We start from the raw sequence: 13,845 nt of genomic DNA on the forward strand, positions 1-13,845 counted from the left end.
CTTTCATTCCCCTCTTTTTATTCCCGACTGCGCCGCCCATATCCCATTTCCTGCAGCAAATTGCTCAGAAGATGGAGCCGCTCCGCAAGCATTTCATCATCACGCGAAAGGGCTTCTGAGAACAGCCTGATATCCTCGTCTATCATAGGATTTTCCGTGCAGACCGAAACGGTCATCGCATCGCCCTGCACACCAATCCGATCAATCTGCGGCGCGGCTTCATCATACAGCTTGGGAAAGCGGTAGGCATCCGCAAAATAGCCGCGCGCGCGGCAGATCAGGATGGCCAGATCGAGTACGCGGTGCAACGGGAGTTCCTCGGACTGGCGCGACCATTTTTCCCCGGTATAACGCCAAACCTTTGCCGAAATATCCACACGGCCGCGGTCGTTCCACTGCGCCAGCCCAAGGGACAGCCCTTTTGCGTCGCTGTGATAGGCCGCACGCCCATCTACATTTTCATAATTCTCCACGGTAACGACCGGCTTATGCTTCAGTGTCGTTGGTATTTTCATATCGCATCCTCTTTAGTAAATCAGTAATTTAGTATCTATATTATAATCCACACGCTCCATCGTGTCAACCATTTTACAAAAGCCCCGTTCCGTGGGATACCACGGAACGGGGCTTGCTCTTTTACTGTACCGCCTCGACGGTTTCCGAACCGTTTTCGCGGTAGGTATAGACCGTGAACCCGTCATAGGTCCAAATACCGTCTTCACCCTCACCCATGCAGCTCGGCGAATAGGTCTTGGAACTGGGCGAGCCGAGGGCGCTTTCCATTGCGGAAGCGGACGAGCCTACATAGCCCGATGCTTGCGCGGCGGTCGGTTTGGAGGGTTCGGGCGCCGGTTCCGGCTCGGGTTGCGGCGCAGGGGACGGGGTCGAGGCCGGCGGTGTGGCCGGCGTGCTTCCGCCCGTGCTTCCGCTGGCCGCCGGCGGATTAGACGTATTGCTTCCGCCGCCAGAGGAAGCGCCACCGGGCGCAGCCGGCTGCTTTTCCGGCACTTCCTCTGTCTGCGGCGCATCCGTAGAGGGCTTGTCCTCGTCCTCCTGCTGCTCCGTCTCCGGCTGGGCGTCCGGCTTCATGGTATCCACTGTCTGGTTCTCTTCCTGCTGTTCTGCGCGGCCGGTATCTTCCGCATTGCCACAGGCTGCCAAGCTGCCGCACAGGGCGAGCGCCAGAAGCATCGCTGTTATTCTCTGTTTCATGTAAGGGTCCTCCTACGGTTTCTTTATTTCATTCGACGGAATCCGCTGCCTGGTTGTTCCCCAAATCAGGCGGGTATTTGAGCAGGTTGGGTAAATTGCGCTCCACAATCTCCACAATCACCGTGTCGCCCGCCTGCACTTGCGTCAACGGGTACGGCATCTGCCGCGTGATGACCGCTTCGGAAAAATCCTCGGCCAGGAATGGGTGCAACGCGTTGCCAAACGAATCGCGGCACAGCAGCAGACGCCCGTTTTGTGCGTTCCCGCTCGTCGTCTGTATCAAAATATCCTCCGCTGTGCGCGGCTCATTGACATAGGAAAACGTCGTTTGATACTGCTGTTGCTCTTCCAGGGCTGTCCCCTTGGGATACAGCATATCATATAAGTCGCCGCGATGGGTGTTTGCCATGCGGTACGCCGCCTGTCCAAAGCAGGTATATGGCAGGCCAAGCGACTGCATCAAAAAATCATGCGCAAGCGCTGCGCCGCGATTGCTCCAGTGGGAATCCGTCCGCAAATACAGGACCTCCTCCTGTTTTGCAAAAAACGTAAACAAATCGGCGTACTGTACGCCGTATTCTTCCAGAAGCGGCCGGAGCCGCTCATAATTTCCCTGGGAATCGCTCACCAAATAGCGCGAAGGCATATGCGCAGGATACAGTGAATTCTTATTGGGCGCAATGGTAAACAAAAACCGCGCGCCGCGCGCCTGACAAAACGCCTGCATCTCCGCAACGGTCCGCGCGATCTGCTCAAGCTCCTGCGCGTTCAGCGTCGCATGGTTCTGGTAATCGTCCAGCGTCTGTGCATAATACAGCCAGCCGTCGCTGCCATAAATGACATCCTCCGCCGGCGAGCTGGCCAGTAGTTTAGTACGCAGCAACGCGTTCGCGGTCACCAGCTCCTGACGCAGGGCAAAGTGATCGGCCACATAATCGGTCACGTCGCCCAGAAACTCCGTGTTCCAGCTCCCATCCTCCTGTTTCAGGTGCGGCGCTGGCGCCAGCCTTTCATTCCCCGCCGCCTGGGTCGGCGGCAAAAACAGCATGCCGGCCGCTGGGAGCAGACAGAGCAGCACGAACGCCGCTGTAAAAATCCGGTATTTCATGCCAGCCTCCTTAAAAACGGAAATAGATGAACGGGTTGAACGTACCCGCCGAAAGGTCAAACATGCACAGCACCAGCAATACAATCGCCCCGACAAAGGCCGGCGCTTCCCATTTCATTTTGATACATTTTGCTGCCGGAAACGACAGGAACAGCGCCACAACCAAGGTCAACAGAAACGCCGGATCCAATAATGAGCATACAGTCGCGGTCCCAGTCCAGTTCAGTCCGGCTCCTGTAAACATGGCCGCAAGCATCGCGCCCGCCTGCCCCAATGTATCCGCGCGGAACAGAGTAAAGCCCAGCACCACGACCAGCAGGGTATACACTCGCCCGAGGAACCTGCCGCGTAGCCGGCCGACCGGCAGCGCACCGCTGTCCTCCAGCACGGAAAAGCAGCCGTGCCACAGCCCCCACAATACGAAATTCCAGCTCGCGCCATGCCACAGCCCTGTCGCGAAAAAAACGATGAAACGGTTGGCCCAAGTGCGTCCCCGCCCTTTCCGATTCCCGCCCAGCGGGATATACAGATAGTCGCGGAACCAGGTGGACAACGAGATGTGCCACCGGCGCCAGAATTCCTTGACCGTGGTAGCGGCATATGGATACTGAAAATTTTCCTGAAAGTGAAAGCCGAACATCCGGCCCATGCCAATCGCCATATCGCTGTAGCCGGAAAAATCAAAATAAATCTGCAGCGTATAACAAAGCGCGCCCATCCAGGCAGCAAGCATGCCGATCTCCCCCGCCGGCAGGGCAAACACCGCGTCCGCCATCCGTCCCATAGTGTTGGCGACCAGCAGCTTTTTGGCCAGACCGCAAATAAAACGCCGGATGCCGAGCGCGGCCTCTTCCGTCGTTGTGCGGCGCTCGTCGATCTCTTTTTCAATGTCGTGATACTTGACGATCGGACCGGCGATCAGCTGCGGAAAAAACGAAATATAGAGCAGCACCTTCACAAAGGATCGGGAGACGGCAGTCCGGTCACGATACACATCGATCACATAAGAAAGCCCCTGGAAGGTAAAAAACGAAATTCCGACCGGCAGCGCAATCCCCGTCAGCGGGAGGGACAGCCCCAGCAGGCGGTTACCGGTCCCTATCAAAAAGTCCGCGTACTTGAACACCGCCAGCATGCCGATCCCGCCGGCGGCCGCGAGCCACACGCCCAACCGCGGCCGTTTTCCCGCAGCGAGCAGGCCGCAGCCGTAATTGAGCGCAACCGACAACAGCAACAGCGGCAGATATCTCAGTTGTCCGAACGCATAGAAAATCAGGCTTGAGGCCAGCAGAAGCGCGTTTTTCGCTTTTGTGCCGCGGAACAGACGGTCGAGCAAAAATACAACGGGCAGAAAGATGAACAAAAAGACCGCCGAGCTAAAAATCATGTTGAAAATCCCTTTTTCTCTTTATTCTGCCTGCCCCGCACCCGTTTTATCCGTCCGCACATAGTTTGCGATCGCAATGCCTCCGCTGACCAGCGCCAGCGCCGTGAGATTGCGCAGTGTAAACACATCCTCCGCCAGCACAACCGCCGAAAACAGCGCGCCAAACACCGGAATCAGGAACCCGAACAGACTGACCTTGCCGATGGGGAATTTGCCCAGCAAGGCGGTCCAGATCGTAAACGCGGCTGCGGACAGCACCACCATATATCCCAGCAGCAAAACGCCCGGCAGGCTGACCGTTCCCAGCCGGCCGCCGCCGGCAGCGCCGATACCGTAAAGCACCAATCCGCCGAGGAACAACTGCCAGCCGGTCAGCAGCATGGGGTCGCGGCCGGGCGTGAAAATGCGGGACACCAGCGCGCCCGCGCCCGACGAAACCGCGGACAGCAGCACCAGCCCGTCCCCCGACAGGTTAAAGCCGTTCAAGCCTCCCATGCCGAGCACCAGCACCCCCGCCAGACCACACAGGCAGCCGATTGACTTCTGCCGGTTCAGCTTATCGTTCCGCAGGAACAGATGCGCGAAAATGAGCGCAAAAAAAGTCTGCGTACCGGATAACACCGAACCTTTCAGTCCGGTCGTCATCGACAGGCCGATATAGTAGCATATGTATTGGATCATGCTCTGGAACAGGCTGATCCACAGGATCGGCCGCCATTCCTCCCTGCGTGGGATGATCCTGTGCTTTTTGCACTTTGCAACCAGCAGGACCAGCAGGCCCGCCAGCGCAAACCGCCAGCCGGCAAACACGAGCTGGGAAAACGACTGACCGGCCTGGATGCCGAACAATCCATAGCCGGCCTTGATACATGGCGCCGCGCTGCCCCAGAGTGCGGTACACAATACCGCAGGCATGTATAATTGACGCACCAGCGAACCTTTTTGTTCCGTCATTTCTGTCTTTCCTCCTCATTGTCGTAAGCACAGTATAGCATTTTTTTCAAGCTCCCGCAAGCAAGGGAGTTTTATGGGACAGCTTTGCTGCTATCCTATACACAAGGAGAGGTGAGTGCTATGATTTATGCCTGTCAAACCAAGTACTGCCACTATCTGTTCTACGGCAGTCAACGGGAAGCCGCCTGCCCTGACTGCGGCAAAAAGCAAATCCGACCGGCAACGCGCGGCGAACGCACGGAATTTTTCCGTCTCCGCACAGAGTTTCTTCCTGTCGGCAAACGCTCCGGATAGCGGCGCAAAAAAGGCCTTCCGTCAACCATGCGGAAGGCCTTTTACCTGCTGTCTTTCCTTTTCATTTCCAAGCTCCCCGGCAGTCGCGCTGCCATTTTTCATTGCGATTACTTGGCAGTGCGGCGCGCTTGACGGGCAGCCGGCTTCATCCGGTTGGTATCCAGTTCCATCGTGCGGACTGCTACCAGATTGTTAAAAAAGCATTTCATCCTGCGGATCACTCCTCTCCTGTCAATATCGGCGGCCCTCTTCCGGCCTCCGCTATTATCATACAGGGAGTAGCAACAAAAAACAAGCGTCAGTTTTTATGAATATTATACAATATGCAAACAATATTTTTGTATGAACTCCACAATCTATATTCGCATTTTGCACAATGTAAATAATTCTTTATTGTAGAATTTACATAATTCATTTGCACCCATACTCTTCCGCCAGTTTTTTGAACAGCGGAAGCGCGCGGCGGATCGTCTCGGTCTGCACGCAGTAAGAGATACGCATATGCCCCGGCGCGCCGAAATCCGTCCCCGGCACAACCAGCAAATCATATTTCTTCGCCCGCTCACAGAACGCACGGTCATCCGGCTCCAGAGTCTGCGGGAACAGGTAAAACGCTCCCTGCGGCTTGACACAGCGGTAGCCCATTTCCGTAAGGCCGTTATAAAGCAGATCGCGGTTGGTTTGGTAGACCGTAATATCGCTTGTCTGGCCCGCACAGCGCGCCGCTACACGCTGGAACAGACTGGGCGCGCACACATAGCCCAGCGCGCGTCCCGCGCCGCATACAGCAGCATACAGGTCGGCGCTGTCCGCCGCCTGCGGCGGAACCAGCACATAGCCGATGCGCTCGCCCGGCAGGGAGAGCGACTTGGAGTAGGAATAGCAGACGATCGTATTCTCATAGTACTGTGGGACGAACGGCGCTTCGATCCCATCGTAAATAATCTCCCGATAGGGCTCATCCGACACCAGATAGATCGGATGTCCGTATTGCTCCTCCTTTTCAGCCAGCAGGCCGGCCAGCCGCCGAATGGTCTGCTCGGAATACACCGCGCCTGACGGATTATTGGGCGAGTTGATCACGATCGCTTTGGTACGCGCATTCAACGCCTGCGCAAGCGCGGCAAAATCGATCTGGAAATCCTGAACAGCCGGCGGGACGACCACACATTTCGCCCCCGCACCGCTTTCAATAAACATTTTATATTCCGGAAAATACGGCGCCAGCACGATAAACTCATCCCCTGGGCAAGCGATCGCCTGGAACGCGCATGACAGCGCCGCCGCCGCCCCCGCAGTCAGATACAGGCAGTCACCCGTATAGTCGGTTCCAAACCGGCGGTTCAAGTCGTCGGCCAACGTCCTGCGCACATCCGCCGCGCCCTGCGCGGAGGTATACCCATGCAAGGCGACCGGATCACCCGCCGTCTCTTCCAGAATCGCCCGGCGCACCGCGTCGGGCGCGGGTACATTTGGGTTGCCAATTGAAAAATCAAATACGTTTTCCCGCCCCACGACTGCGGCGCGGCTGTTTCCATATTCAAAAAGCTCGCGGATGGTCGAACGGTTGTTTCCCAGCGCGGCCATGCTCTGATTGATCATCAGGAAACCTCCCCTTTCTTGTGAAGTTTATTATAGCACAGTGCGAAAGCAAAACGCAAGCGTCGCTCACAGTCGAAGCGGTTCCACCCGATCCGCCTCGGTGACCGGCCGCAGCACACGGCATGGACTGCCCGCCGCAATCACGCCCGCCGGCACATCGCGCGTCACTACGCTGCCCGCGCCGATCACGCTGCCCGCGCCAATCGTCACACCACCGCAGATCGTGGCGTTCGCGCCAATCCACACGTCCGGCCCGATCGTGATGGGGCGCGAGGTGCCGATACCGGCCGCACGCTGCGCCGCGTCCACTGCATGCCCCGCGCAGGCGATGCAGACCCCGGGGGCAATAAACGCATTTTCGCCGATGTGTACGGGCGAGGTGTCTAAAATAACACAATTATAGTTGATGACGGTCAAACCGTGGGTATGGATATTAAAGCCATAATCGCAGCGGAACGACGGTTCGATAAACGTCAGCGGATGGCAGTCTCCGAACAGCTCGCGCAGCAGCGCCGCACGGCGCTCCCCCTCGTCCGGCCGAGTCTGGTTGTACTGCCAGCACAGCAGCTTGGCGCGGTCCTGCAGCGCAAGCGGCGTATCGGTATGCCGCGCGCAGTAGCCTTCGTTCGCGGTCATCACGTCTAAAATATTCATAACTCTCCCTCTGTCCGGTTTTTCGGACGATAAAGACTTACAGCTTAAGTTGCTGCTCCGGCAAATCCTCGTCGGTCAGCAGCGCGCCAATGGACGGGATGCTGCGGCAGCGGTAGCGGCCGTTGTCGGTCAGGCCCGCATCCTCCATGCGACAAGCGCGCGTAATGGTGTGCTTGCCGCGCAGCACCATCGCCTGCACGCCCTGCGTCGAGCGGCTGGTCTTGATATCCAGCATGCCCGCGCGGAACGTCAGCGCACGGTTCGCGGTGGAAAACATGGTGATTTCGGTTTCCTCGTCGACCGGATGGAAGAACGCCACTGCGGGTGACTTGCCCGAATACGCACCTGTCAGGCGGCGGCGGTTGGTCTTGGTCTCGAACGACTCGAGCGAGAAGCGCGCGGCCTTGCCGTTCTGGAAAACGACGACCATGCTGCCCTTGTAGTCGCCCGGCAACAGGGCATACACCGGTGCTTCACCGTCCTCCATGTCCAGCTTGGCGGCCAGATAATCGCCCAGCACGGAGGCCTTGCAGTCGTCAAAGTCATACAGCCGCGCCTTATACGCCTGCTGCAAATTGGTGAAGAAGATAATCTCCGCTTTGTTGGTCGCCTCGGCCTGCCAGGCCACCTCGTCGCCCTCCTTGAGCTTATGCTCCTGCGACATGCGCCAGGACTGCGGCGTGATCTTCTTGAAATACCCTTCGCGCGTCAGGAACAGTAGCACGGGGTAGTCCTCGATATGGTCCTCCGCATCGAACTCCTGCACCGCCCCTGCGGTCACAAGGCTGGTCTTCCTCTCGGATGGATATTTCTTGATAACCTGCTCCAGTTCCTTGACGATAATATTCCGGATCTTGGCATTGGAACCTACGATCTCCTCGAGCCTGGCGATTTCTTTTTCGAGCGCCTCGGTCTCCTGCGTTCGTTTGAGGATATATTCCTTGTTGATGTTGCGCAGGCGGATATCTGCAATGAACTCGGCCTGGAGCTGATCGATGCCGAAGCCGATCATCAGATTGGGAATAACCTCGGCGTCCTCCTCGGTCTCGCGGATGATCTGGATCGCCTTGTCGATGTCGAGCAGGATCCTCTGCAGGCCGTGCAGCAGGTGCAGCTTGTCCTTTTTCTTGTTCAGGTCGAAGAACACGCGGCGGCGAACGCATTCGGTACGCCAGGCCGTCCACTCGTCCAGCAGTTCGCGCACACCCAGCACGCGAGGCATGCCGCCGATCAGCACATTAAAGTTACAGGAAAAGCTGTCCATCAGCGGGGTCATTTTCATCAGCCGCACCATCAGTTTGTCCGGATCGGCGCCGCGCTTGAGGTCAATGGCGATCTTTAAGCCGGAAAGGTCGGTCTCATCGCGCACGTCCGCAATCTCGCGCACCTTGCCGGACTTGACCAGCTCGGCAATCTTGTCGATAATCGCCTCAATGGTCGTCGTATAGGGGATCTCGGTGATCTCGATCAGGTTCTCCTTTTTGTTATGCGCCCACCTGGCGCGCACCTTGAACGAGCCGCGGCCGGTCTCGTAAATCGCACGCATCTCGGCTTCATCGTAAATCAGTTCGCCGCCGGTCGAAAAATCGGGAGCGGGCAGGGTGGAGAGCAGGTCGTGCGCGGGATCCTTGATATACGCGATCGTGGTGCGGCACACCTCGCCCAAGTTAAAACCGCAGAAATTCGAAGCCATACCGACCGCGATGCCCGTATTGGCCGATACCAGGATATTGGGGAAGGTGGTCGGCAGCAGCGTCGGCTCCTGCATCGTGCCGTCATAGTTGTCCATGAAATCGACCGCGTCCGTATCAATATCGCGGAACAGCTCAGCGCAGAACGCATCCAGCTTAGCCTCGGTATAACGCGGCGCGGCGTAGGCCATATCGCGCGAATACACCTTGCCGAAGTTGCCCTTGCTGTCCACGAACGGGGTCAGCAGCGCCTCGTTGCCGCGCGTCAGGCGCACCATGGTCTCGTAGATCGCCGCATCGCCGTGCGGGTTGAGCTTCATGGTCGAGCCGACGATATTGGCCGACTTGGTACGGTTGCCGTTCAGCAGCCCCATCTTGTACATGGTGTACAGCAGCTTGCGGTGCGAGGGCTTGAAGCCGTCGATTTCCGGTATCGCTCGCGAGACGATAACACTCATTGCGTACGGCATGTAGTTTTCGCGCAGCGTGTCCGTGATGCGCTGGTCCACCGAGGGATGCTCCTTATATTGTTTTATCTCAGGTTTTTTCGCCATTCTGGCCCTCCGTTTGTTTCGTATTTTTACACGGCGCGCCGCCCAGCAGACTACCGTGCGGCAGAATGGCCAGCACGGATGCAATCAGCAGCCCGCCGGCGAACACCAGCAGCCAAAGCTGCCCAAACCGCAGGTACATCACCTTTGGCCGACGCGTCGTCCATTCTATCCACAGGCGCAGTACCAGCAGATGCGACAGATAAAGTCCAAAGGATAACCGGCTAACTGCGCGGGCGTGCCGCGGAACATCCCGCGGCAGGCTGCACAGCGCCCACAGCAGCAGAAAAGAGGTAAAGGCATATGCCGTAATATCCGGCCGGAGCGAAAGCGCACGCACAACGGGCTGCAGCTTTGCCGTCCCCAGTACGGCGGCAGCGCTCGCCGTCCCAGCCATACACAAAGGGAAAGCCGCGGCATCCCCCTCTCCACCTGCCGCCGGAACAGCGCCCCGCCCACATAGAACACCGTCCACGGGAGGAATCATACTGTCGGCGAGATAGGAAACGCCGGCAACCGCTTCAAGCAGCAGATAAGCCGCCGACCAGACGAGGTACGCGGGCAGAACCCGCTTCAGCCGTTTCCAAGCCGAGTGTACCCTTCCCCGTATACATTCGCCCACCTTACGCGTACACTTTTGCATATTCGAGGCCGGAAAGCATCAGAAAAAGCGGCACGGAAAACCGCGCAAGCTGATTGCAGCAAACCTCCGGCCATCCGGCCGCCCCCGCCGTTGTATGGAGCATTACAACAGCCATGGCCACGGCCGCGCGCAGCCCATCCATCTGCGGAAAACGTCCCATCACTACCCCCCTGCTCCCCTTTTGTTACGAAATATCCGCCAGCTCCAAATACTGCGCCCCGTTCTCCGCGATATACTCCTTGCGGCCAGACAGGTTATCGCCCAGCAGCAGGTCGAACATCTCGCTGGTCGCCTGTGCTTCGTCCGGCGTAATGCGGATCAGGCGGCGGGTCTCGGGATTCATGGTGGTCTCCCACATCATGTCGGCCTCGTTCTCGCCCAGACCCTTGGAGCGCTGGATAAGCACCTTTTTGCCCTCCAGTTTTTTTAGGATCGCGGCCTTTTCGCTCTCGTCGAACGCGAAATAGCTCTTGTCCCTGTGCGTGATCTCATACAGCGGGGACTCCGCAATATATACATACCCCTGCTCGATCAGCGTCGGCACCAGCCGGTACAGCATGGTCAGGATCAGCGTGCGGATCTGGAAGCCGTCCACATCCGCATCCGTGCAGATGATGATGCGCCGCCAGCGCAGCGCGTCCAGATCGAACGCGGACAGGTCGCGGCTGGCCTTGCCGCGCACCTCCACGCCGCAGCCGAGTACCTTCAAAAGGTCAGTGATGATATCGTTTTTGAAGATCTTGTCGTAATCCGCCTTCAGGCAGTTTAAGATTTTGCCGCGCACGGGCATGATGGCCTGGAACTCACTGTCCCGCCCCTGCTTGACCGAACCGAGCGCAGAGTCGCCCTCCACGATGTACAGCTCGCGGCGCGTCACGTCCTTGGTGCGGCAGTCCACGAATTTCTGCACGCGGTTAGCGAGATCGATATTGCCGGACAGCTTCTTTTTAATGTTCAGGCGCGCCTTTTCCGCCTGCTCACGGCTGCGCTTGTTAATCAGAATCTGCTCGGCGATCTTGTCCGCCTCGGCCTTGTTCTCGATGAAGTAGATTTCCAGCCCCTGCTTGAGGAAATCGGTCATCGCCTCCTGGATGAACTTGTTGGTAATGGCCTTTTTGGTCTGGTTCTCGTACGAGGTCTGGGTGGAAAAGCAGTTGGTCACCAGCACCAGGCTGTCCATCACGTCCTGGAACGTGACCTTGCTTTCGGATTTGTTATATTTGCCGTTCTGCTTAAGGTAGGCATCGATTGCGGAGACAAACGCCGAGCGTACCGCCTTGTCCGGCGCGCCGCCGTGCTCCAGCCAGGACGAGTTGTGGTAATACTCGATCTGCGACACCGCGGACGAGAAGCAGAACGCACACGACAGCTTGACCTTGTATTCCGGTTTGTCCGCGCGGTCACGGCCGCGGCGCTCGCTTTCGAGGAACTGCACTGAGGTCAGCGGGTTCTCGCCCGCAAGCTCGGTCACATAATCCACAATGCCGTTCTGGTACAAAAACTCGGTGGTTTCGAACTTGCCGCCGGACTGGTTTTTCAGCACAAATTTCACATGGCTGTTGACCACCGCCTGCCGCTTGAGCGTATCCAGATAATACTCCACCGGAATGTTGATATCCGTGAACACCTCGAGGTCGGGCTTCCAGCGGATGGTGGTGCCAGTCTTTTTGCTGGTCGTGGGCGATTTGACAAAGCCCTCTCTGGTGCCGGTTTTGTTTTCGCCCTTTTCAAAATGCAGGGTGTACTCGAACCCGTCGCGGACGACCGTCACATCCATATATTCCGAAGAGTACTGGGTCGCGCAGGTACCCAGGCCGTTAAGGCCGAGCGAAAACTCGTAGTTCTCCCCAGTGTCGTTCTTGTATTTGCCGCCCGCGTACAGCTCGCAGAACACCAGCTCCCAGTTATACCGTTGCTCGCTTTCATTCCACTCCACTGGAATGCCGCGGCCGTGGTCCGCGACCTCGATCGAGCCATCCGCGTATCGGGTGGTGACGATCTCGCTGCCATAGCCCTCGCGCGCTTCGTCAATCGAGTTGGAGAGGATCTCGAACACCGCGTGCTCACAGCCCTCCAGACCATCCGACCCGAAAATCACGCCTGGGCGCTTACGGACGCGGTCCGCGCCCTTGAGCGAGGAAATGCTTTCATTACCGTAAGACGGTTTTGCTTTGCTCATATACGTTCCTAACTCCTGTATTAAGGCTCATTAAATTCCATAACTAATATAGTATACGCTGTTTTCAGGATTTTTTCAATCACTTTTCTGCATCTACCCATGCACACCGCCTGCATCAGACACAAAATCCGTCTGTTTCGACAACCCGCCCGCGAATCATATACCTGCACTGTCTTGTTTTTTCGAAAGCAGCGGCCATCTCCTATCAGACTGCGCGGGAATGCCCTGTCCGGAATAGTCTGCTCAATCGCATTTAACAAGAGGATATTTTATGACTATTCCGGAACCTCGCATTTATCCCCGCACGGGTGACAATCAAATAGTCTATCTAAAAAACGTCTCCACCCGCCCTGGCATTATAGCCGGCGACTATACCATATATAACGATTTTGTAAACGACCCCCGCCTGTTCAGGCGGAACAACGTGCTGTACCAGTATCCCATCAACCACGACCGTTTGATAATCGGCAAATACTACTCCATTGCCTGCGGAACCCGTTTTCTGCTCGCCAGCACCAACCATACGCGCTCACTCGCAGCCTATTCCTTCCCGCTGTTTTTTGAGGAATGGGGTCTCGACAAGTCCAATGTAGCCGATGCCTGGTACAACCGGGGGTGGTATCATTGTCGGAAACGACGTGTGGATTGGCTATGAGACGGTACTCCTCTCTGGCGTTATGATTGGAGACGGCGCGGTAATCGGTACACGCGCTGTAGTCACAAGGGATGTGCCCCCGTATTCCATTGTCGGAGGCGTCCCCGCCAGGGTCATTCGACAAAGGTTCGATGACGGCACGGTGTCTGCCCTGTTTTCGCTCCGTTGGTGGGACTGGCCGCGCGATTGCATAGCACGCAATATCGCTGCTATACAGTCTGGGCGGCTTGAACCGCCGCTATCATAAGCACACACCAAAAACGCGCTTTGCCTCTGCAAAGCGCGTTTTTATAATAATGGGCGGTACCGCCTCTTGTTTGTGGACTGTCCGGGAGCCTGCGCGGTATTCCGTCCCACAGGGCCGAACAGATTTTTATTATCTTCCCATGAAGAAGTATATGTCAAAAGGGGGGTCCCTTGCTCTGATAATAGAATACCCGATCGATATGTCTAAAGTTTGTAGAATCTTTGAAAGAACTGTAAACTTCGCCCATCGGCTACAGACAGAAAGATGCCGCAGGAGGTTATACCTCCTGCGGCATCTTTCTGCGAACGTCCCTCAGCCGAAGCCCTCAGGAACGTTTTGTTCGATCGAAAACGCGCTTTAACCGATCTTATCTGAACTTTTTCTTCTTCGCGCGCGCGGCCTCAGACTTCTTGCGGCGCTTGACGCTCGGGCTTTCATAATGCTCACGCTTGCGGAGCTCGGAAAGCGTACCCGCTTTGGCGCACGAACGCTTAAAACGGCGCAGCGCGCTGTCAATAGACTCGTTTTCCTTAATGCGGATCTCCGACACAGTTTTCCCTCCCTCCGCGCGTCCCCCTATGGAGGGACACTTTGCACGGTCTCCTGCGCCAGAGCACAAAAAACCGTAAGAATATTATATCTGTTTTTACCGTCCGTGTCAACAGCAA

At 57.0% G+C, this 13,845-nt stretch carries 12 protein-coding genes and 1 pseudogene; 1 reads left to right on the forward strand and 12 read right to left on the reverse strand.

Features of this window, described 5'->3' with window-relative positions:
* Positions 1-17: 17 nt before the first annotated feature.
* The 11 genes from H8S45_RS05885 to H8S45_RS05935 all read right to left on the reverse strand — a co-directional run bounded on the left by H8S45_RS05885 (position 18) and on the right by H8S45_RS05935 (position 12,275).
* Positions 18-515, reverse strand: coding sequence for a DUF6530 family protein (locus H8S45_RS05885; RefSeq protein ID WP_054326138.1), 498 nt, complete (start codon positions 513-515; stop codon positions 18-20).
* A 121-nt stretch (positions 516-636) separates the two neighbouring features.
* A complete protein-coding gene (locus tag H8S45_RS05890; RefSeq protein WP_054326137.1) occupies positions 637-1,212 on the reverse strand; it encodes a hypothetical protein in 576 nt (191 codons plus the stop codon).
* A 28-nt stretch (positions 1,213-1,240) separates the two neighbouring features.
* On the reverse strand, positions 1,241-2,320 hold the full coding sequence (locus tag H8S45_RS05895; RefSeq protein WP_054326136.1) for an alginate O-acetyltransferase AlgX-related protein: 1,080 nt from the start codon (positions 2,318-2,320) through the stop codon (positions 1,241-1,243).
* Between the two features lie 10 nt (positions 2,321-2,330).
* On the reverse strand, positions 2,331-3,707 hold the full coding sequence (locus H8S45_RS05900; RefSeq protein WP_107630704.1) for an MBOAT family O-acyltransferase: 1,377 nt from the start codon (positions 3,705-3,707) through the stop codon (positions 2,331-2,333).
* A 21-nt stretch (positions 3,708-3,728) separates the two neighbouring features.
* Positions 3,729-4,661, reverse strand: coding sequence for a DMT family transporter (locus tag H8S45_RS05905; protein ID WP_107630705.1), 933 nt, complete (start codon positions 4,659-4,661; stop codon positions 3,729-3,731).
* A gap of 705 nt (positions 4,662-5,366) precedes the next feature.
* Positions 5,367-6,557: a pyridoxal phosphate-dependent aminotransferase gene (locus H8S45_RS05910; RefSeq protein ID WP_054326133.1), complete on the reverse strand. Its 1,191-nt coding sequence runs from the start codon at positions 6,555-6,557 to the stop codon at positions 5,367-5,369.
* Between the two features lie 66 nt (positions 6,558-6,623).
* Positions 6,624-7,211, reverse strand: coding sequence for a sugar O-acetyltransferase (locus tag H8S45_RS05915; RefSeq protein WP_054326132.1), 588 nt, complete (start codon positions 7,209-7,211; stop codon positions 6,624-6,626).
* A 37-nt stretch (positions 7,212-7,248) separates the two neighbouring features.
* On the reverse strand, positions 7,249-9,456 hold the full coding sequence (locus H8S45_RS05920) for a DNA gyrase/topoisomerase IV subunit A (RefSeq protein WP_107630707.1): 2,208 nt from the start codon (positions 9,454-9,456) through the stop codon (positions 7,249-7,251).
* A complete protein-coding gene (locus H8S45_RS05925; RefSeq protein ID WP_147573851.1) occupies positions 9,440-10,075 on the reverse strand; it encodes a hypothetical protein in 636 nt (211 codons plus the stop codon). The genes H8S45_RS05920 and H8S45_RS05925 overlap by 17 nt, the downstream gene beginning before the upstream one ends.
* Before the next feature lies 1 nt (position 10,076).
* Entirely contained in the window at positions 10,077-10,256 is a 180-nt protein-coding gene (locus tag H8S45_RS05930; protein ID WP_054326129.1) for a hypothetical protein, read from the reverse strand.
* Positions 10,257-10,280: 24 nt separating this feature from the next.
* The gene (locus tag H8S45_RS05935) at positions 10,281-12,275 is read right to left on the reverse strand and encodes a DNA gyrase/topoisomerase IV subunit B (RefSeq protein ID WP_107630709.1); all 1,995 of its coding nucleotides are present in this window, start codon (positions 12,273-12,275) and stop codon (positions 10,281-10,283) included.
* Between the two features lie 271 nt (positions 12,276-12,546).
* Between H8S45_RS05935 and H8S45_RS05940 the strand changes: the two are divergent.
* Positions 12,547-13,177, forward strand: a pseudogene (locus H8S45_RS05940) (CatB-related O-acetyltransferase).
* A gap of 367 nt (positions 13,178-13,544) precedes the next feature.
* Here H8S45_RS05940 and rpsU read toward each other — a convergent pair.
* Positions 13,545-13,727, reverse strand: coding sequence for a 30S ribosomal protein S21 (gene rpsU / locus H8S45_RS16560; protein WP_031472056.1), 183 nt, complete (start codon positions 13,725-13,727; stop codon positions 13,545-13,547).
* Positions 13,728-13,845 lie beyond the last annotated feature (118 nt).

This window comes from Agathobaculum faecis (assembly GCF_014287995.1).
Classification (GTDB): Bacteria; Bacillota; Clostridia; order Oscillospirales; family Butyricicoccaceae; genus Agathobaculum; species Agathobaculum ammoniilyticum.